Origin of the sequence: Anoxybacillus ayderensis (assembly GCF_013761015.1) — a bacterium.
Lineage (GTDB): Bacteria > Bacillota > Bacilli > Bacillales > Anoxybacillaceae > Anoxybacillus > Anoxybacillus ayderensis.
Genome location: NZ_JACDUV010000008.1, coordinates 138,398 through 159,520 on the forward strand (window position 1 = coordinate 138,398; position 21,123 = coordinate 159,520).

Annotated in this window: 20 protein-coding genes; 15 read left to right on the top strand and 5 right to left on the bottom strand. The window is 40.9% G+C overall.

Going from position 1 to position 21,123, the window contains the following annotated elements; genetic code table 11:
- The first annotated feature begins 14 nt into the window (after nt 1–14).
- Nucleotides 15–1,103, top strand: a complete 1,089-nt coding sequence (gene mutY / locus HNR63_RS12225) for an A/G-specific adenine glycosylase (protein WP_181520883.1) — start codon at nt 15–17, stop codon at nt 1,101–1,103.
- Nucleotides 1,104–1,115: 12 nt separating this feature from the next.
- Here the strand turns inward: mutY and HNR63_RS12230 are convergent, their stop codons facing one another.
- Nucleotides 1,116–1,340 carry a hypothetical protein gene (locus HNR63_RS12230; RefSeq protein WP_021095759.1) on the bottom strand — a complete coding sequence of 75 codons (225 nt, stop codon included), beginning with the start codon at nt 1,338–1,340 and terminating at the stop codon, nt 1,116–1,118.
- A 99-nt stretch (nt 1,341–1,439) separates the two neighbouring features.
- On the opposite strand from HNR63_RS12230, the gene HNR63_RS12235 reads away from it, so the two are divergent.
- From HNR63_RS12235 to nikC, 7 genes are all read left to right on the top strand, one after another.
- Nucleotides 1,440–1,592 carry a gamma-type small acid-soluble spore protein gene (locus tag HNR63_RS12235; RefSeq protein WP_021095760.1) on the top strand — a complete coding sequence of 51 codons (153 nt, stop codon included), beginning with the start codon at nt 1,440–1,442 and terminating at the stop codon, nt 1,590–1,592.
- Between the two features lie 99 nt (nt 1,593–1,691).
- Entirely contained in the window at nt 1,692–2,222 is a 531-nt protein-coding gene (gene ntdP, locus HNR63_RS12240) for a nucleoside tri-diphosphate phosphatase (RefSeq protein ID WP_021095761.1), read from the top strand.
- A 192-nt stretch (nt 2,223–2,414) separates the two neighbouring features.
- Nucleotides 2,415–3,428 (top strand): oligopeptide/dipeptide ABC transporter ATP-binding protein, encoded by a 1,014-nt coding sequence (locus tag HNR63_RS12245; RefSeq protein ID WP_181520884.1) that lies wholly within the window; start codon nt 2,415–2,417, stop codon nt 3,426–3,428.
- Nucleotides 3,403–4,371: an ABC transporter ATP-binding protein gene (locus HNR63_RS12250; protein ID WP_246316796.1), complete on the top strand. Its 969-nt coding sequence runs from the start codon at nt 3,403–3,405 to the stop codon at nt 4,369–4,371. The genes HNR63_RS12245 and HNR63_RS12250 overlap by 26 nt, the downstream gene beginning before the upstream one ends.
- A gap of 48 nt (nt 4,372–4,419) precedes the next feature.
- On the top strand, nt 4,420–6,024 hold the full coding sequence (locus HNR63_RS12255) for an ABC transporter substrate-binding protein (protein WP_181520886.1): 1,605 nt from the start codon (nt 4,420–4,422) through the stop codon (nt 6,022–6,024).
- Nucleotides 6,025–6,089: 65 nt separating this feature from the next.
- Complete coding sequence (locus HNR63_RS12260; protein ID WP_009360861.1) at nt 6,090–7,094, top strand: ABC transporter permease; 1,005 nt, start codon at nt 6,090–6,092, stop codon at nt 7,092–7,094.
- Between the two features lie 15 nt (nt 7,095–7,109).
- Complete coding sequence (gene nikC, locus HNR63_RS12265) at nt 7,110–8,003, top strand: nickel transporter permease (RefSeq protein WP_181520887.1); 894 nt, start codon at nt 7,110–7,112, stop codon at nt 8,001–8,003.
- A gap of 33 nt (nt 8,004–8,036) precedes the next feature.
- On the opposite strand, the gene HNR63_RS12270 is transcribed toward nikC, so the two are convergent.
- The 3 genes from HNR63_RS12270 to HNR63_RS12280 all read right to left on the bottom strand — a co-directional run bounded on the left by HNR63_RS12270 (nt 8,037) and on the right by HNR63_RS12280 (nt 15,276).
- Nucleotides 8,037–9,110 carry an FUSC family protein gene (locus HNR63_RS12270; RefSeq protein WP_021095993.1) on the bottom strand — a complete coding sequence of 358 codons (1,074 nt, stop codon included), beginning with the start codon at nt 9,108–9,110 and terminating at the stop codon, nt 8,037–8,039.
- Between the two features lie 137 nt (nt 9,111–9,247).
- The gene (locus HNR63_RS12275) at nt 9,248–13,717 is read right to left on the bottom strand and encodes a glutamate synthase-related protein (protein WP_181520888.1); all 4,470 of its coding nucleotides are present in this window, start codon (nt 13,715–13,717) and stop codon (nt 9,248–9,250) included.
- Between the two features lie 263 nt (nt 13,718–13,980).
- Entirely contained in the window at nt 13,981–15,276 is a 1,296-nt protein-coding gene (locus HNR63_RS12280; RefSeq protein WP_181520889.1) for a glutamate-1-semialdehyde 2,1-aminomutase, read from the bottom strand.
- Between the two features lie 133 nt (nt 15,277–15,409).
- On the opposite strand from HNR63_RS12280, the gene HNR63_RS12285 reads away from it, so the two are divergent.
- The 6 genes from HNR63_RS12285 (at nt 15,410) to perR (ending at nt 19,519) form a co-directional block, all read left to right on the top strand.
- A complete protein-coding gene (locus HNR63_RS12285) occupies nt 15,410–16,405 on the top strand; it encodes an ABC transporter ATP-binding protein (RefSeq protein WP_043966102.1) in 996 nt (331 codons plus the stop codon).
- A complete protein-coding gene (locus tag HNR63_RS12290; protein ID WP_085789438.1) occupies nt 16,398–17,189 on the top strand; it encodes an ABC transporter permease in 792 nt (263 codons plus the stop codon). Before HNR63_RS12285 ends, HNR63_RS12290 begins: the two co-directional genes overlap by 8 nt.
- A 4-nt stretch (nt 17,190–17,193) precedes the next feature.
- Entirely contained in the window at nt 17,194–17,979 is a 786-nt protein-coding gene (locus tag HNR63_RS12295; protein ID WP_181520890.1) for an ABC transporter permease, read from the top strand.
- Nucleotides 17,980–18,021: 42 nt separating this feature from the next.
- Nucleotides 18,022–18,420, top strand: coding sequence for a potassium channel family protein (locus tag HNR63_RS12300; protein ID WP_021095987.1), 399 nt, complete (start codon nt 18,022–18,024; stop codon nt 18,418–18,420).
- A 10-nt stretch (nt 18,421–18,430) separates the two neighbouring features.
- Nucleotides 18,431–18,892 carry a thioredoxin-dependent thiol peroxidase gene (gene bcp / locus HNR63_RS12305; RefSeq protein WP_021095986.1) on the top strand — a complete coding sequence of 154 codons (462 nt, stop codon included), beginning with the start codon at nt 18,431–18,433 and terminating at the stop codon, nt 18,890–18,892.
- Nucleotides 18,893–19,075: 183 nt separating this feature from the next.
- Nucleotides 19,076–19,519 carry a peroxide-responsive transcriptional repressor PerR gene (perR, locus tag HNR63_RS12310; RefSeq protein WP_026011847.1) on the top strand — a complete coding sequence of 148 codons (444 nt, stop codon included), beginning with the start codon at nt 19,076–19,078 and terminating at the stop codon, nt 19,517–19,519.
- Between the two features lie 23 nt (nt 19,520–19,542).
- Here perR and HNR63_RS12315 read toward each other — a convergent pair whose 3' ends face one another.
- Nucleotides 19,543–19,905 (bottom strand): YgzB family protein, encoded by a 363-nt coding sequence (locus HNR63_RS12315; RefSeq protein ID WP_009360872.1) that lies wholly within the window; start codon nt 19,903–19,905, stop codon nt 19,543–19,545.
- 111 nt (nt 19,906–20,016) lie between these two features.
- Here HNR63_RS12315 and HNR63_RS12320 point away from each other — a divergent pair, with 111 nt between their 5' ends.
- Nucleotides 20,017–20,889 carry a nucleotidyltransferase-like protein gene (locus tag HNR63_RS12320; protein WP_181520891.1) on the top strand — a complete coding sequence of 291 codons (873 nt, stop codon included), beginning with the start codon at nt 20,017–20,019 and terminating at the stop codon, nt 20,887–20,889.
- Nucleotides 20,890–21,123: the final 234 nt, after the last annotated feature.

Sequence of the window (21,123 nt, forward strand, 5' to 3'; positions counted from 1 at the left end):
ACCACCTTGGAGGAATGAACGTGAAAGAAAATGTACAACAAATATTGGCTCATTTTCATATTAAGCAGTTTCAACATGATTTAATTCATTGGTTTCAAACAGAGCAGCGCGATTTACCGTGGCGAAAAGATAAAGACCCTTACAAAATATGGGTATCTGAAGTGATGCTTCAACAAACGCGAGTCGATACAGTCATCCCCTACTTTTATCATTTTATCGAAAAGTTCCCGACTTTAGACTCCTTAGCTGAAGCAGAGGAAGAAGAAGTGTTGAAGGCGTGGGAAGGGCTCGGCTATTACTCGCGTATTCGTCATTTGCATGAAGCGGTAAAAGAAGTGAAAGAAAAGTACGGAGGGTGTGTACCTGCGTCCAAAGAACAGTTTTCTTCATTAAAAGGGGTTGGGCCTTATACAACAGGGGCGGTGTTAAGCATCGCTTATGGCATTCCGGAACCAGCGGTAGATGGAAATGTCATGCGAGTATTGTCGCGCATTTTTTATATAACAGACGATATTGCGAAAGGAAGTACAAGAAAAAAGTTTGAAAACATTGTTTCCCATATTATTTCACACGACAATCCGTCTGATTTTAATCAAGCGTTAATGGAACTTGGTGCACTCGTTTGCACGCCGAAAAACCCGAGTTGCTTTCTATGTCCTGTTCAGCGCCATTGCCGTGCGTTTGCAGAAGGGGTAGAAACAGAGCTACCTGTAAAAACAAAAGGGAAAGCACCGAAACGTGTTTCTTTTCGTGCCATTGTGCTTATGAATGAAAAGGGAAATATACTCATTCAAAAACGCCCGCCTCGTGGATTATTGGCGAATTTATGGCAATTCCCAAATGATGAACATGCTCCAACACGAAACGATGAATCCTTTGTAAAAGAAATAAGTGAACGATATCATGTCGTCATTCGTTCGATGGAGCGAATCGGTTCATTTGAGCACGTATTTTCCCATGTTGTATGGCATATTGAAGCATATAAAGGGAAAGCGCTTGAATTACAAATGGGAGATGAAACGAACAAATGGGTGACGATCGATGAACTTAAGCAATATGCGTTCCCGGTTATATATCAAAAAATATGGCAAGCGTACGAGTAAAGGCAACTGCCTTTACTCGTAAAATACGCGCGTTCCGTTCGTATATGTCGCTTCGTTTCGCTGTAAACCGCCTCTTGCTTCAATTTCTTCCACAATTTCACGATGCATTGTTTGTCCCTCCGCGTTTAAATACGGAGTGACTTGTTGAAGAGCATGATGAAAAAACGCTAACTCGCTATCTTTCCACTGCTGCTTAGGAATCATTTGCAAGGCTGTCAAATCGCGTCCAATATACATCGTTCTCACCTCTTTATGTAGTGTAGAAAGTGAAACAAAAATTATTCATACGGATATTTTTTAAACGGATAGTACAAAGTAATGAGCGTGGAGGTGAGAATGATGAAGCCAAACAAAACAGTTGCAGGAACAAACATTCAACATGTGAAACAGCAAAATGCTGGTCAGTACGGAACAGAGTTTTCAACTGAAACAGATGTTCAACATGTGAAACAACAAAACGCAAAAGCAGAAGCGAAGAAAAATCAATAACAGGCAAAGGGCATCGGTTTTCGTCCGATGCTCTTTTTCTTCATTGCTTATTAACGGTATAATAGAGGAAAAAGCGTCGAATGAAAGTAGGGAATGTGTATGGAGTATCCACAAACAGGGGCGATCATTCAAATTCATAGTTATAAACATGACGGCCATATCCATCGTGCATGGAAAGAAACCGTTGTGCTAAAAGGAAGCGAAGAAGAAGTGATTGGCGGCAACGATCGTACACTTGTGACAGAGGCGGATGGGAGAACGTGGGTGACGCGTGAGCCGGCCATTTGTTTTTTTTATGCAAAACATTGGTTTAACATTATTGCGATGATTCGCGCTGAAGGAGTATATTACTATTGCAACATTAGCTCGCCTTACGTTTGGGATGGGGAAGCGTTAAAATACATCGATTATGACTTAGATATTAAAGTATTTCCGAACGGTCAATACGACATATTAGATCACGATGAATATGAGCGTCATCGCGAACAAATGAACTACCCTGAAATTATTGATAAAGTTTTAAAAAATAATGTTCAAAAATTAATTCAATGGATTAAAGAGAAAAAGGGGCCATTTGCTCCTGAAGTAGTTGAACATTGGTATAAAAAGTTTATTATGTGTAGAAAGTGAAAATGATACATACATGAACAAAAAAACAACGGTTACTTACTAATGGCCGTTGTTTTTTATTTTTTATAAACAATGATTAAATTTTTTGAATTTTTTTATTGTATTTTTTTAATATTCGTGTAATAATTTGAAACGTAACATAAAAGTTATTTTAAAAATATAAATTTTCTGTATATAGAAGGAGTGGCTTCCGTGGGAGATGAAGCGATTTTACGAATAAAAAGCTTAAAAACATGCTTTTTCACAGACGAAGGGGAAGTTCCTGCGGTTGATGGCGTAGACTTTTACATAAATAAAGGCGAAATTTTAGGCGTTGTCGGTGAATCGGGCTGTGGAAAAAGTGTTACATCGCTCTCTATTATGGGATTGTTGCCAAAAGGAATCGGAAAAATTACAGATGGAGAAATATGGTTTAAAAATGAAAATATTGTGCTAGCATCGGAAAAACGGATGAAAGAAATACGTGGGAATGAAATGGCGATGATTTTCCAAGAGCCGATGACATCGTTAAATCCGCTTTTTACGATCGGTAACCAAATGATTGAAGCGATTCGTATTCATCAAAAAATAAGCAAATTAGAAGCGCGAAAGCGGGCCATTGATATGCTGAAACTTGTCGGCTTACCTCGTGCTGAGGAGATCATTGATGAATATCCGCACCAGCTATCAGGAGGCATGCGGCAGCGTGTAATGATTGCGATGGCGATGGTATGCAATCCATCTTTATTAATTGCAGACGAGCCAACGACTGCTTTAGACGTGACGATTCAGGCGCAAATTTTACATTTGATGAAACAGTTAAACGAACAATTCGGCACAGCGATTATGATGATCACACACGATTTAGGAGTCGTAGCTGAGATGTGTCATCGCGTCGTTGTTATGTATGCGGGAAAAATCATTGAAGAAGGGGACGTTCAAACGATTTTTCGAAATCCAAAACATCCATATACGATTGGACTTATTCGTTCTGTTCCAGATATTCGGGAAAGAAAAGCACGTTTATATTCTATTCCAGGAAGCGTACCGAAGCCGGGCTCGATTAAACAAGGTTGTCGTTTTGCGGCAAGATGCGAGCAAGCATTTGAGCGGTGCTTTTCCAAAAATCCTGATTTATACGAAGTAGAACAAGGCCATCGCGCGCGTTGTTTTTTGTATACAAAGGAGGAAAATGTCATCCATGAACGAACCGTTACTACAAGTTAAAGGGTTAAAAAAATATTTTCCGCTTACGGCAGGTTTGTTTAATAAACAAATCGGTCAAGTGAAAGCGGTCGATGATTTATCGTTCGTTGTTTACAAAGGAGAAACGTTAGGCATTGTCGGGGAGAGCGGCTGTGGAAAATCGACGACGGGGCGTATGCTTATGCGGCTTATTGAGCCAACGGAAGGATCTATTTTATTTGAAAATGAAGAAGTGACAAAACTATCGCCCCAACAATTAAGAAAAGTGCGTCGCGATATGCAAATGATTTTTCAAGACCCGTTTGCATCGCTCAATCCGCGCCATACAGTAGAAAAAATTTTAGAAGAGCCGCTGATCGTCCATGGAATTGGTTCAAAGGAAGAGCGACGAAAAAAGGTGCGGGAGATGTTAGAAGTCGTTGGATTAAGTAGCTATCATGCGAAACGCTATCCGCATCAATTTAGCGGAGGTCAACGACAACGTATCGGTATCGCTCGTGCATTGATGACGAAGCCGAAGCTCATTATCGCGGATGAGCCCGTTTCAGCACTAGATGTTTCCATTCAGGCACAAGTGCTTAACTTACTAGAGGACTTGCAAAAAGAGTTTGGTTTGACATATATTTTTATCGCTCACGACCTTGGTGTTGTGCGTCATATTAGCGATCGTGTTGGCGTCATGTATTTAGGACGAATGGTTGAACTCGCTAACAGCGAAGAGCTATATCGCCATCCGAAACATCCGTACACAAAAGCGTTGCTTGAAGCTGTTCCGATTCCAGATCCGGAATATAAAAAAGAAAAGCAACTGCTTACCGGGGATTTACCGAGTCCATCGAATCCGCCAACAGGTTGCGCTTTTCATACACGATGTCAAGCATGTATGGATATTTGTAAAACGACAAAACCAGAATGGAAAGAAGTTGGAAATGGGCATTACGTCGCCTGCCATCTTTATACATAAAGATGGCTAGGCGATGAAATATATATTATTCACTAAGGGGGAAAAGAAATGAAGAAAAAATGGTTATTAACCATGCTTACGTTTCTTCTTGTAGCAGCGACTGCGCTTGCAGGTTGCGGCAAGTCGGAACAAACAGGTGGAGGCAAAACGGAAGAAGCTGAAAAGCAAACGACGCTCGTCTATGGACGCGGCGGTGACTCTGTTGGATTAGACCCAGCCACAGTGACAGATGGTGAATCGTTTAAAGTAACAAAAAACATTTTTGACACACTTCTAGACTATAACGATGGTGATACAACGATTCAACCAGCATTAGCGAAAGAATGGACAATTTCTGACGATGGCTTAACGTACACGTTCAAGCTTCGTGAAGGTGTAAAGTTCCATGACGGAACAGATTTTAACGCAGAAGCTGTTGTATTTAACTTTGAACGTTGGGCAAACGGGAATGCAGATACGTTCCCTTATTATGGTTCAATGTTTGGTGGATACAAAAATGATGAAGGGCATGTCATTAAAGAAGTAAAAGCGTTAGATGAACATACTGTGCAGTTCGTTTTAAAACGTCCGCAAGCGCCATTCTTAAAAAATCTTGCGATGGTACCGTTTGCGATCGCTAGCCCTGAAGCAATTAAAAAATATGGCGACAAGTTTGGTGAAAATCCTGTTGGAACAGGTCCATTTGTCTTTAAAGAGTGGAAGCGCAATGAGCGCATCGTGCTTGAGAAAAACAAGGAATATTGGTTAGAAGGTCATCCAAAACTTGATAAGTTAATTTTCGTATCGATTCCAGACAACTCTGCACGCCTCAATGCGTTGTTAAAAGGCGAGATTGATATTATGGAAGATTTGAATCCTTCTGATTTAGCTCAAGTAGAAGGAAATAAAGATTTCCAAGTGTTTAAACGTCCTTCGATGAACGTCGGTTATGTCGGATTAACTGTTACACGCGGCCCATTAGGAAATAAACTCGTTCGTCAAGCGTTGAATCATGCGGTAGATAAACAAGCGATCATTGATGCGTTTTATGCAGGTCAAGCACAACCAGCGAAAAACCCATTACCGCCAAGCATTCCTGGCTACAACGACGCGATTCAAGACTATCCGTATGATTTGGAAAAAGCAAAACAATTACTTGCAGAAGCTGGTTATCCAAACGGCTTTGAAATGGAATTATGGGCGATGCCTGTTCCACGTCCATACATGCCAGATGGACAAAAAGTAGCCGAAGCATTACAAGCAAGCTTTGCGAAAATTGGCGTAAAAGCAAAAATCGTCACGTACGAATGGGCCACATACTTAGATAAAGTGGCAAAAGGAGAAGCAGACGCCTTCTTGCTCGGTTGGACGGGCGATAACGGTGATGCAGACAACTTCCTATATGCGTTGCTTGATAAAGACAGCATTGGCAGCAACAACTACACGTACTATGCAAACGATGAGTTGCACAACATTTTAATCGAAGCACAAACAGTTAGCGATGAAAACAAACGAAACGAATTGTACAAGAAAGCACAAGAAATTATTAAAGAAGACGCACCATGGATTCCGCTCGTACACTCAACACCGTTATTAGCAGGTAAGGCAAACATTGATGGATTTAATCCGCATCCGACAGGAACGGATAAATTTACAAAAGTACAGTTTAAATAACATTTGTGTTGAGGGAGGGGAGGGAATCCTCTCCCTTTCCATCATGTCAGAAAGGAGTGAAACGTATGTTTTCATATACGGTCAAACGCATTTTAACGGTCATTCCTGTTTTGCTTGGCATGTCGCTCGTCGTGTTTTTTATGATTCGTGCCATTCCGGGAAATCCTGCGCAAGTCATTTTAGGACAAAAGGCGACGAAAGAAGCGGTAGAGGCGTTAACGCATAAACTCGGATTAGACCAACCGTGGTACATTCAATACATGAAATACCTTGGCGGATTATTAAAAGGGGATTTAGGGGAATCGATTCGCACGGGGGTTGCGGTTTCACAAGAAATTTGGCCATATTTAGCGGCGACATTAGAACTATCGCTCGCAGCGATGTTCATTGCTGTGGTTATTGGTGTCAATGCTGGTATTATTAGCGCATGGTTTCAAAACTCTTGGTTTGATTATGTTGCGATGGTTTTAGCGCTGATTGGGGTTTCGATGCCTATTTTTTGGCTCGGGTTGATGGAACAATGGATTTTTGCGATTAACTTAGATTGGTTCCCGACATCTGGACGAGAAGATGTACGAAATCCAATTGAACCGATCACCCATTTATATGTCATTGATACGTTGATTCAAGGAAATACAGATCAGTTTTTTCAAACATTGCAACACTTAGTGCTTCCGAGTGTCGCTTTAGCGACAATTCCAATGGCTATTATTGCTCGCATGACTCGTTCAAGCATGCTTGAAGTGATGAAGTCAGATTATATTCGTACAGCACGTGCGAAAGGATTAAGCATGTTTTGGGTTGTGTACAAGCATTCGTTAAAAAATGCGATCATTCCTGTATTGACAGTCATCGGTTTACAAATGGGATTGTTACTTGGTGGGGCGATTTTAACGGAAACGATTTTCAGTTGGCCGGGAATTGGTCGGTACATTTATGAAGCGATTGGCTATCGCGATTATCCTGTGATTCAATCAGGCATTTTAATTGTTGCGATGATTTTTATTTTTATTAATTTAATTGTTGACCTTCTATATGCTGCAATTGATCCGCGAATTAAATATAACTAAAAGGAGGGGAGCGCATTGGCTGAGCTGGCACGAAACGAGGGAAATGTTGTACAGCAAGAAGAAAAAGCAACATCGTTATGGAAAGAAGGATGGATTCGGTTTCGAAAAAATAAAATGGCACTCATCGGAAGTGGCATTGTGTTATTTTTCATTTTGCTTGCCATTTTTGCACCATTCATTGCTCCGTACGATATGAACGACCAACAACTATCCATGCGTTTGCAAGCACCATCGAAAGATCATATATTTGGAACAGATGATTTTGGACGAGACATTTTTTCTCGTGTTGTTTATGGGGCACGCATTTCGTTATGGGTCGGATTTTTTTCTGTGTTAGGTTCGGTTGTAATCGGCTCTTTACTTGGGATTATCGCAGGATACTATGGACGATGGGTTGATGCGGTGATTTCGCGTATATTTGACATTATGCTCGCATTTCCGAGCATTTTATTAGCGATTGGAATTGTGGCGGTTTTAGGACCGTCATTGAAAAATGCGCTCATCGCGATCGCGGTCATTAACATTCCGAACTTCGGGCGTCTCATTCGTTCGCGTGTATTAAGCATTAAACAGGAAGAATATATTACAGCGGCGAAAGCAATTGGCATGAGTGATGCACGAATTTTATTCCACCACATTTTGCCGAATAGTATGGCGCCTATTATTGTCCAAGGCACGCTTGCGATCGCGACGGCTATCATTGAAGCGGCAGCCCTCGGATTTCTTGGGCTAGGGGCACAGCCACCAAACCCGGAATGGGGGAAAATGCTAGCTGATTCAAAAGCATATTTAACGCAAGCACCATGGACGATGATTTTTCCGGGCTTGGCAATCATGTTAACAGTATTAGGATTTAACTTAATGGGTGATGGATTGCGCGATGCGCTTGATCCGCGTATGAAAAGCTAAAAGATGTCCCGTTTGTATGTCGGGACATCTTTTTTATTCTTGTTCTGGGGTAGGGACGACATGCTCTTCTTTATGGTAATGATGGAAGCTTTCGATCAGCGTGTCTAAATGTTCAAGCTGATGGCTATACTCAATAATCGCTCCGATAAGTGGAAATAGTTGATAATTTTCTTGCTTAATGCTTTGCTCAGCATAATGGTTTAAAAACGAGTGGATTAATCCTTTTTTTCCAGAGCATGCTTCTGTAACGAATTGTGATTGTGGATCAGACTTTACCTTCCCAATGAACTTTAGCAATATTTGATCGTGATAATTTAACAAACAGTCGAGTTCATTTTTTATGGCGTCTTGAAGTTCAGCAGATGTATGTGCTAGCTCGTTTTCTAAACGATGCAACAATTTTAATGTTTCTAGCGCTCGATTTGTTGCGACAATCATTTGGCGATATAACACAAGTTTACGCGATTTGCTATATTTATGCTTGCGAAAATATGTCCGTTCTTCTTTGTAAAGCAAATAAAGTTGGTCTAGTTTCATCATGTTTTCTTTAAATTTTTCGATGTCTTCTTTTAATAAATGATGTTCAGACGCGTGTCGTACATTCATGCGAATCCATTTTAAAATATGTTCGGTATATTCCACAATTTTAGTATACAGCTTCTTTTCATACTTTGGTGGAAGAAATACTAAATTAACGATAAATGCTGCAAACACGCCTAACATAATTGTTGAAAAGCGAATAAGCGCAAATTCAATAAAGTGTTCTTCGGTATATTCCATAATTGCAATAACTGTCACAAGCGCAACAGAAATAGAAGATTCTAAACGAAGACGAAGAAATAACGCAATGACTAAAATGGCGGTTAGCCCAATAATAAATGGATCGTGTCCGAAAACAAGTGTAAAAACGATCGCGAAAACTGCACCAATGACGTTTGCTTGCACTTGTTCAATTAAAGATAAATATGAACGGTAAATCGTTGGCTGCATCGCAAATACAGCTGAAATACCAGCAAACACAGGAGAAGGCAACTGCAACAGTTTCGCTAAAACTAATGCAAATGTAATCGCAATCCCGGTTTTAAAGACGCGGGCTCCAAGTCTCATCGTCGCTCAAATTCCTTTCTTTTTCATCATCTTGTTAGAACAACAAACAAATATACATGTTTTTCATCAGTATATCAAGATAAAAGGAAAAAAATTAAAAGAACTGCCCCATTTTTTGAGGCAGTTCTTTTTGACGTTTATTCTGTCGATACGGATGGATCGGCTTGTTCTTTTTTCGGAATGACTTGGAAAAAGTGTTGCTCTGGTTGTTCCAACAACGGTTGAAGTGTTGCAGCTTCTTCATGCTGTTCATGTTCGATAAGTAAATCAATATATGTGCGAAGTAGTTCTTTGACGTCCGCTTTTCCTTTTTCGTTTAGCGGCTGAATCGCGACGTTTGCGCCTTTGGCGATTCGGCGTTCGAGGGCGGCTTTCGTTAAGCCCATTTCTGGTTGATGACGTAAATAAACGACACCGCCTGTCATTCCTGCACAAATCCATGGACCTGGGTCGCCGAGAACGAGTCCGCGTCCGTTTGTCATATATTCAAAGGCAAATCCTTTAATGTTGGCGTGAACACCGATATTGCCGTGTTCAACTTCAGGAATTGGTTTTGTCACTTGACCACCGATAATCATATCCGCTCCTGATAAGCGAATGCCTGCGCGTGCGTCAGCGTTTCCTTGTACGATTAGCAATCCTTTTTGCGCTCCGTAGCCAAATCCTTTCCCGACTGATCCGTTGTAAAACTTTCCGTCTTTTCCTTTCGCTTTAAAGACGAAAATACCTCCGCCAAACGTTGTCTTTCCAGTTCCGTCTTGTGCTCCACCGTCAACATGAATATGAATGCCAGCGACGTTATATGCACCGAGTCCATTGCCAGGTACAGATCCATCTTTATAACGAAGAGATATGTTTGGCAGCTTTTTATACGATCCGTCCAATCGACCACGCACACGATGGCATGCGACGCGGCTGCCGAGTACGCGTTGTTCAGCTGTGACAGTTGAAAATTCACGTGAACGGTGTAAGTCTTCAACGTGATAATCTAAATATTCAGCTCCAGCTGCAACGGCCAGTTTTCCTTCTTCCGATGTCGCTGCGACTTCTTTTTGATACCATTGACCGATTTCTAACGTTTTTAATAACGTTGCTAAATTCATCCGATCACGTCCGCGCGTTTGTTCAAGCAAATCAGAGCGACCGACAAGCTGTTGTAAGTTCGTATAGCCGAGCGAGGCGGTGAGCGCTTTTAGTTCCTCTCCAAATGCTGTAAAGAAACGAACTAAGTTTTGTACCGCTTGCTCGAATTGTCTCGGAACGAAACGGCGTAAACCATGTTCTTTCGCTTGTGCTTCCGATTCAATTTGCGTGGCGATTCCGACATGGCATGTATCTAAATGACAACCGCGACATGTTGTGCATCCGATCGCAATCATCGCTAATGTGCCGAAGCCAACGCGGTTGGCGCCGAGAAGCATCACTTTGATCACGTCCATCGCGCTTTTTATGCCGCCATCTGCCCAAATTTCAACTTGGTGGCGCAATCCGGCTTCTAAAAGCGCGTTGTGCGCCGCTTTCACGCCAATTTCTACAGGTAAGCCAACGTGTTGAATGGCATGAATGCGCGCAGCTCCTGTTCCACCGTCGAAGCCGCTTAGTGTAATAATGTCCGCGCCAGCTTTTGCGATGCCGACAGCAATCGTTCCAATATTAGGGACGACTGGTACTTTGACAGCGACTTTTGCTTGGTCGTTTGCTGTTTTTAATTCAGCAATCATTTGCGCTAAGTCTTCAATCGAGTAAATGTCATGGTTGTTTGACGGTGAAATTAAATCAGAGCCGATCGTTGCGTTCCGTGCTTCAGCGATTTTAGCTGTCACTTTCGAACCTGGCAAATGACCACCTTCACCCGGTTTTGCTCCTTGCCCGATTTTAATTTCTAGTAAATTCGATGAGTTCAGCAGTTCAGCATTGACGCCAAATCGTCCAGAAGCGACTTGTTGCCCGCGCGTGCGCGGATATTTGCCGAGCATATCTTTAATTTCGCCACCCTCACCGTTTAAGCTAATCATGTTCAGACGGTTCGCCGCTTCGGCATAAGCGCGAAACGCAATTTCGTTTTGTGAACCAAATGACATCGAAGCGATCACAAAAGGTAAGCTATGTTCACCGACAGAAATGTCCACATGTTCTTTTTTAGCTGGCACATCGGCCTGTTTTAAATCTGTTAAATGACGAATAGCTGTTGGCGTTTCTGTTTCGATTTCCGTCAATTTTTCACGATATTGATCGTATGAGCCTGTTTGTGCCACCTCACCAATCGCTTTCCAGATGCGTGGGAAAACGTGGAACGTTTTGCGCAACTTTGCTTGTTCTGTTTCAAAGTCGTTTGCGCGTGCGATGGCGTCTTGTTTTAATGCTTCAAAATTTTGGGCAAGCGAATCAGAACCAAAAAAGTTAACAATATTTAATACAGCTGCGACTTCTTCATGCAAGCCGATCGATGAAAAGAGACGGCTGTATCCGCGTAATTCATGAATACCAATCGTTGAAATGACTTTTTCAAGCCCTTTATTTAACGCTTGGAACAAATGAATCGCTGGTCGAGTGGACGAATCAGCCACTGTCGCAAACATTAAATATGGGCTAATGACGTTTGCGCCAAGTCCGTATGCAACGATGAAATCATGCAACGAACGAATCGCTCCAGAACGAAGAAGAAGCGAACAGTTTCTCCGCAATTGCGCTTTTGTTAACGCTTGATCGATCGCCGATATAACAAGAAGTGGATCGATCCATAAATGACCATTTTGATGCGCTTTTGCATCGTCAATGACAAGCAACGTTTTTCCGTTTGCCGCAGCTGCACATGCTTCTTCGCTTAAACGGTCGAGCGCCATTGGAATCGTTTCATGTTCAAAAAACGTAGCTGATATAAAGTACGTCAATTGTTTTTCTTCAAATGTATGAACGAGTTGATCGTACGATGGTTGCTGTAACGTTTCTGCACATTCATTTCCGAGTTTTCCCTCGATTAAAATAGGTGAAAGAAGCTCAACGGTGTAAGGATGTTCCTCATTTGAGACGATACTTGGTCGTTTTCCAACGACAACGCGTGTAGAAAAATGTTCTGTTTCGCGGTCGCGGTCAATGGCAGGGTTTGTTACAACAGCCACACTTTCTTTTATAAAATCAGCAATATTTTTTCGCTCAGGATCGATCGCTGCAAGCGGAGCATCGTGTCCGAGCGAGCGAATAGGTTCTGCGCCTTTTTCTGCCATTTGTTCGAGCAATTGAATATGTTCGCGGTCCCAACCAAATGCAGCGTATTGTCCGTTATGCACTTTTGTTGGTTGAGCCATAAGTACGTATGTTTTTAACGTTGGCGTTTGGAGACGTTGGCGCATATTCTCGATATTTAAACGATTTCGAATACGATTGTATACTTCTTGTTGATAATCTGCGTATTCATACACACGAATTGTTCCATCCGCTTGCCATTTTAATCCGATTTTTTCTCCCGGTGCGAGCGGTTTTGGTTCCCCTGTATATTCGCACACAGGAATAATGCCTGGCTCAGATGCAAATACGTAACGGTGTTCTGTTTCAATTTTCCAAAGCGGACGCAACCCGAGCGCATCGACGCTAAATACTGCTTCATCTGCATGGCGAGAAATGATGCCTGCAGGTCCTTGGGCGAAATGTCCCCAAGCTTCGCGAATGTAAGCATATAAATCTTGTAGATGTGCTGGATAGTTTTTTATTTCGTTTACAATTGGCGGGAATAAAAAGTCCATTGCTTCAAATAACGTATAGCCATCACGATAAATAAGCGTTTCCATCGTTCGGCTCAAGTCTTGCGAATCGCTTCCGCCGTTTGTCAATGGAACACCGATCATTGTTGCCTCTTCACGTAGTTTGGCAATCGTGTTAATTTCACCGTTATGACCTAAGACGCTAAACGGTTGTACACGGAAAAAGTTGGATAGTGTATTTGTTGAATAGCGATTATGGCCAAGAGTCATCGTAGATGCGACAAGCGGGCTCGCTAAGTCGTGATAATATTTTGGTAAAATATCTCCAGCCCCCATCACTTTGTAAATGGCGTGATGGTTGCTAAGAGAAGCGACATGAATATGTTCATCTTTCTCGATTTCAACCGTTAATTCAAATAACGTTTTAGATAACGTTTCGTTTTTGTTTGGTAAAAGGGTTACTTGCCAAAATACAGGCTCCTCGCGTAAAGCGATTGGACCGAGCGCTGAAGAAGAGGTCACGCGATCGGATTCAAAAATGAGAGTGAGATGAAATTGAGCAAACAATTGACGTATACGTGCTTTTTTCTCTTCGACATTCGTTGTTCGCGTAATAAATATATGGCCAACAATAAAATCGTCGCGGTCGACGAGTTGAGGATCAAGATGGGCAGCAGCAAATTTTTCTTTCCAAAGCGCTTTCGGAATGTCAATATGAATACCGACGCCATCTCCTTCACCATTGATAAATCCGGCGCGATGATTCATTGTGACGAGGGCGTTAATACATGTTGTAATGTTTTCCTTTGTCGGAATGCGTCGTTTTTCAACCGCAGCGACAATTCCACACGCATCGTGTTCGTGTTCATAAAAATGTTGAAATGAAGTTGGATTCCACTGTTGTTTCATAGCATGCGGCTTGTAAGCGGCTTATTGCTCGCTTCTCGCCTTCGCCACCTCCTACACAAAACTTTTTTAAGAAATAAAATTTTCTGAATTTTATAGTCTATATTAGCATGTTTGCAAAAGAAAATCAATTATTTATTCATATTTTTGGATATAATATTCAGTTCATGTAACAAAACGTTCACGAATGATGTAAGCGTTTACATTGTTTTTGAACATAAAAAACGAGGGAGGAATGGATTTCCTCCCTCGTTATGATTGTATATTTATTCATTTTTTAAGGATTTAAATGCGCGTCCTACCGCTTCGATTGTATATTCAATATCTTCTTCTGTATGGGCTAATGTAATAAACCAGGCTTCGTATTTCGAAGGGGCGAGATTAATGCCTTGATGAAGCATAAGTTTGAAAAATTTTGCGAACATCTCTCCATCTGTCCGTTCCGCTTGTTCATAGTTTTCTACTTTTTCTGTCGTGAAGTATACAGTGAGCGCTCCTTTTAGGCGGTTAATCGTAATAGGAATATCGTATGTTTTCGCGTGTGTTAAAATGCCAGCCTCTAACATCGCACCGAGGTGATCGAGATGTTCATACACGCCTTCTTGTTGTAATACTTCTAAACAAGCAATACCTGCTAAAATGGACGCAGGATTTCCCGCCATCGTTCCTGCTTGGTAAGCTGGGCCAAGCGGAGCTACTTGTTCCATAATGTCTTTTCTACCGCCGTATGCACCGATTGGTAAACCACCGCCGATAATTTTTCCGAGTGCCGTTAAGTCAGGCTCGATCCCAAGCAAGTTTTGAGCACCGCCATACATAAAACGGAAAGCGGTGATCACTTCATCATAAATGACAAGTGCGCCAGCTGCATGGGCGATGTCGTTTATCGCTTGTAAAAAGCCTGGTTTCGGTTCGACGATCCCGAAGTTACCGACAATTGGTTCAACGAGAACGGCAGCTACTTCGCTTCCCCAACGATCCATCGCTTGTTTAAAAGCATCTACGTCATTGAAAGGAACAGTAATGACTTCTTGAGCGATGCTTTTTGGCACGCCCGCTGAGTCAGGTGTACCTAATGTAGATGGGCCAGAACCGGCTGCAACAAGAACGAGATCGGAATGTCCGTGATAGCAACCTGCAAATTTTACAATTTTATCGCGACCAGTGTAAGCGCGAGCGACACGAATTGTCGTCATGACAGCTTCTGTTCCTGAGTTGACGAAACGTACTTTTTCTAGGGAAGGAATCGCTTCTTTTAACATTTTCGCGAACGTAATTTCATACGGTGTTGGCGTCCCATATAAAACGCCGTTTTCAGCCGCCTGTTGAATGGCTTTTGTAATGTGTGGATGAGCATGTCCGGTAATAATAGGGCCGTATGCTGCTAAATAATCGATATATTTATTGCCGTCTACATCCCAAAAGTATGCCCCTTGCGCTCTTTCCATCACGACGGGTGCACCGCCTCCGACAGCTTTATATGAACGGGAAGGGCTGTTGACACCGCCGACGATATGCTCAATCGCTTCTTGGTATAATTGTTCAGACTTCGTAAAATTCACGCGAAGCCTCCTCCTTTTATGTAAAAATTGTTTCACGGTGTTTATTTTATCACATTTATTTGAGCACACCATTTGTTGAGTTTAAACATTTTCGTTACACTATTAAATAGTGATTTCATGAGAGGTGAGGAACATGTATGCGATTGAAGTAGAAAAACTACGTAAGGAATTTAAGTCATACTCTAGCCGCTCCGGTTTAGCTGGTGCGTTTCGTGATTTGTTTACGAGAAACTATAAAATAATTCGAGCTGTGGACGATATTTCGTTTACTGTTAAACAAGGGGAAATGGTTGGCTACATTGGAGAAAATGGGGCAGGTAAATCGACGACAATAAAAATGTTAACAGGAATTTTAACGCCGACATCTGGACGAGTCGTTGTAAATGGAATGAATCCGCATAAAGAGCGGGAACGTTTCGTGCAGACGATCGGCGTTGTGTTTGGGCAACGATCACAATTATGGTGGGATATCGCCGTGCAAGAGTCGTTTCGATTGTTGAAAAAAGTATATCGTGTCTCTGATCAAGATTATAACGAGCATATGGATCACGTGATTGAAACGTTAGATATTGGCCCGTTGCTTGATAAGCCTGTGCGCAAGTTATCGCTCGGTCAGCGAATGCGCTGTGAATTAGCAGCTGCGCTCATTCATAATCCACCACTTTTATTTTTAGATGAGCCGACGATCGGTTTAGATGTGCTTGTAAAGTTAAAAATTCGTCAATTTTTAAAAGAAATTAATGAAAAATACAACACGACGATTTTATTAACGACGCACGATATGACAGATATTGAAGCGCTTTGTGAACGCGTCATTATGCTTGACGAAGGAAAAATCATTTACGATGGATCATTGCAACGTTTAAAGCAAAATTGGGGAGAAGGAAAGCAAATTCATTTTCAATTTCGCGATATCGTCTCAAAAGAAGAGCTTATGCTACTTGTTGATGCGACGTGGGAACAAGGGGAAGATCGATATAGTTGGATTGCGCATGTTCGTGCAACGGATATGGCACATGTTATTGGAAAAGTCGTTTCTTCCTATGAATTAAAAGATATTCACATTCGTGAAGTATCGACGGAAGAAATTATTCGCAACATTTATGAAGAAGGGATTCATCATGGGTAAATACATTGAAATGATTCGTATGCGTTTTTTAATGATGTTAGCCTATCGCACGAATTATTATAGCGGTATTTTTATTTATAGCATTAATATTGGCGCGTATTATTTTTTATGGTCCGCCATTTATGGAGGGCAACCGTCTATTCAAGGAATGACAGTTGAACAAATGACGACATATGTCGCGATCGCTTGGATGGCAAGAGCGTTTTATTTTAATAACATTGATCGTGAAATTGCGATGGAAATTCGCGAAGGAAAAGTGGCGATTGAACTTATTCGTCCGTACAACTATTTAATTATGAAAACGATGCAAGGGCTTGGGGAAGGGATTTTCAGATTACTTTTCTTCTCACTTCCGGGAATGATTATCGTCACATTCGTTTTTTCGCTTCAATTTACAGCAAATGTTCATACGTGGGGATATTTTGCTTTGTCAACAATGTTTAGTTTTATTATTAACTCTCAGCTCAACTTGATAGCTGGGATGGTCACGTTTTTTACGTTAAATGGGGAAGGATTGCTTCGCGCCAAACGATTTGTTATTGATTTATTTTCAGGGCTTATTTTGCCAATTAGTTTTTATCCCGAGTGGGCACAACATGTCATGCACTATTTGCCGTTTCAAGCGATTAGTTACATTCCAAGTATGATTTTTACGGAAAGCTTTACAGGGGATGCTGTGATTAAAGGAATGATGTTTCAAGCGGTTTGGTGCGTCGTATTAATTGTGCCGATTTACGTATTATGGAAAGCAGCCAAACGAAAACTCATCATTCAAGGGGGGTGAACATATGTTTTATATATCGATTTTTTTTCAATATATGAGTCAATATGTAAAAACAAAGCTGCAATATCGCACCGATTTGCTCGTTGAGTTTTTGTCTGATTTAATGTTTCAAGGTGTGAATTTAATTTTTATCCTCGTTGTATTTGGACATACGCAATTTTTAAATGGATGGACGCGCGATGAAATTATTTTCATCTACGGCTTCTTTTTAGTTCCTTTTTCTTTGTTTGCTGCGTTTTTTAATATTTGGGATTTTAACGAAAGATATATTGTGCGTGGGGAAATGGACCGTGTATTAACCCGTCCTGTGCATAGTTTGTTCCAAATTGTGCTTGAACGAATGGAGTTAGAGTCGCTCCTTGGAGGAATTACTGGTTTAATTGTTATGGGGTATGCCGCATCAAGATTACATTTATCGTTTCATTGGTATGATGTCATTTTATTTGTGTTGTTCGTTTTAGGAGGGACGTTCGTTTACGCGGGCATTTTTATTTCATTAGCAAGCATTAGTTTTTGGTCTGATGCGCGCAGTTCGATTATGCCGATGATGTATAATATAGGAAACTACGGAAGATACCCTGTCGATATTTACAATCGCGTTATTCGCTACGTTTTAACATGGGTTTTGCCGTTTGCGTTTGTTGGTGTATATCCGTCAGCGTATTTTTTGCGTAAAACGGAATGGTATACATACTCGTTTTTGACGCCGGTGATGGGAATTGTTTGTTTTACATTGTCGGTGCTGTTATGGAATGCGGGCGTCAAACGTTATCGTGGTGCCGGGAATTAAATTAAACATCCTCTCGTATATATGAGGACAGGAGGGGATGTTGTGACGTATATATGGATTGGGATTATTGCATTTATCATATGTATGAGTTTTTTTTCTTTTTGGCAGACGAAGCGTTCTGTCATTTCGATAAAAAACTTTATTGCCATTTTATTTGTGTATTCAACGACGATGATTGGCTTTGCGCTTGTATATACGATCTTGCATATAAATGGACATGTTGTGATGATGGAAAATGGGAAGAATATAGAGGCTTCTAACTTTTTGCAATATGTCGAAACAAGTCTATATTTTAGTGCAGTCACTTTGCTTTCGGTCGGCTATGGGGATGTTGTGCCGATTGGAATCGGTCGGTGGATTGCGATGGTCGAAGCGTTGCTCGGCTATGCGCTACCTGCCGCTTTTGTTGTTCGAACAGTGATGGATGTAGAAAGAAGATAGGAGGAGAAAAATGAAAGCGCCTGACTTTACATTGCCAGCAAGCAATGGGGAAAACGTGACATTGTCGCAATTTCATGGGAAGTATGTCGTATTATATTTTTATCCAAAAGATATGACGCCAGGATGTACGACAGAGGCTTGCGAGTTTCGCGATCATCATGAAGTATTTGAGGAACTTGGAGCGGTTGTAATCGGTATTAGCCCTGATTCAATTGTTCGGCATAAAAAATTTATTGAAAAACATCGCTTGCCGTTTTTACTTCTTGCTGATGAAAAACAAGACGTAGCAAAGGCGTATGACGTATGGAAGTTAAAGAAAAATTTCGGGAAAGAGTATATGGGGATTGAGCGTTCGACGTTTTTAATCGATCCAAACGGTCAAATCGTGAAAGAATGGAGAAAAGTAAAAGTAAATGGGCATGTCGAAGAAGTGTTGAACGCTTTAAAAGAGGCGGTTGGCTCAAACAAATAAAAGGATCGTTGCGTACGATATAGTAGAGCACACACCTCCTCAAATATGTATGCGGCGATTCCTCAAAGGGTCGCCTTTTTTCTTACCTAAAAATACAATTGACAAACAGTTTCATTTTTTTGTACACTATTTATAAAAATTATAAAGTAATAATTATAATTTTTATAAATGAAAGTGAGGTGCATGACGGTGACGCACGCACATCAATTAAAAGAAGCGCTTCACACGTTGAAAGAAACCGGCGTCCGTATTACACCGCAACGTCATGCGATACTCGAATATTTGATTCAGTCCATGTCCCATCCAACAGCGGATGAAATTTATAAAGCTTTGGAAGGAAAATTTCCAAATATGAGTGTCGCAACTGTGTATAACAATTTGCGTGTGTTTAAAGAAGTCGGGCTTGTAAAAGAACTAACGTACGGGGATGCTTCAAGTCGGTTCGATTTTGTTACGACACATCATTATCATGTGATTTGCGAAACGTGTGGAAAAATTGTCGATTTTCATTACCCAGGCTTAGATGAAGTCGAAGATTTAGCGGCGCATGTGACAGGATTTAAAGTTAGTCATCATCGGATGGAGATTTACGGAACGTGTCCGGACTGTCAAAAAGGACATCATTAAAAAAGCTGGTAGCGACGCGGCTATCAGCTTTTTTTGTTTCTTGTTTTTCGATTATATTTTTCATCAAATTCTTTTCCTTCAAGTGTTGGATCGAGTGTAAGTGGCTCGTTGCAGTACATACATACATCGACCCGTCCTAACATTTTCGTTACTTTATTGCATGAAGGGCAAACGACTTGTACCGTTTTTGTTGACAACATCCCAATCCAAAAATAGACGACTGTACTTGCGATAATAAACAACAATCCTAAAATCATAAATAATGTCATAACAATAGGTGATGTGCGGAAAAATATACCTGCATACATCACGAAAAATCCGATAAAAATTAAACTTAACGCAAACGTACGAATTTTATTAATCTTGCTCGAATACTTCACACCCACATATATCTCCTCCTAGGCATAACTATATCATAAGTTTTGAATAATAAGCAGGAGTTTTTTTAAAATTGTCGAATACGGTCAAACAATGTTGAAAAGTGGAGGAATCGGTTTATGGGAGATGTGTTGCGTCCGATTTACCAAGAGCGAGCTAGTCATCCACAAACGCTTGGAATTTTAATGATTGAAAAAGGGTCGGATTACTCTCCGGAGACGGATTTGTTTGATGTTGTTTTATTTGTTATCGTTCGGGAAGGGAAAGAACCGATTTTTATTAAACATTATGCGTTTGAGGAAAAAAGCGCATCTTTGCACATTGTAGATGAACGTCAAGTGAAAGAATGGGTGTTGTTCGGTTCAAATCGAAAAGTGATGAATTGGTTGCTGAATGGGAAAGTTTTATTTGATCGGAATGAATATATCGAGCAGTGGCGGCAACGTCTATTGCAGTTTCCAGTAGACGAAAGAAAAGTAAAGATGGGAATAGAATTTGCTAAGTTAGTACGTCGCTATATAGAAGGACGAAGTTTTTTTGAAAAAGATCAATGGCTTGATGCGTACAATCACGTATTACATGCACTTCATCACTTAGCCCGTCTGTCTATTATCGAAAATGGTTTTTATCCCGAAGTAACCGTATGGAACCAGGTGAAACATATTGAACCACAAATTCATAAACTATATGCTGAGTTAGTTGGAAGTGAAGAACCGCTTAATAAACGATTGCAATTGCTATTTTTAGCAAGCGATTTTTTTATCCATTCGAAGTTGAAACAAGGGGCAAGTCACTTGATACACGTGCTTCAAAAAAAGAAAACGTCATGGTCTATGGCGGAGTTGCTCGATGAACAAGAGTTGGCCGTATACGGGGTTGATTTAGCTATTTTGCTTGAATTTCTAGTTGAAAAACATATACTTTCCGTTGAAAAAATTGCAACGAAAGGGCAAGGAGTGTTTCATAGACACTACATGGTTGAAAAAAAATAAAGAAAAGGTGTTGACGTTTAAAAATGTTCGTGATATATTTTTGATCGTCGCTGCTGAGATGTGGCGGCGGTTAAAAATAAAGGTTGTTGACATCAAGTTTATGATGTGATATTATGAAAAAGTCGCTTCAAAAGCGACGAGATGTTCCTTGAAAACTGAACGAAGCGAAAAGCGTACAAAAGCTAAGGATAACTTTTCTATGGAGAGTTTGATCCTGGCTCAGGACGAACGCTG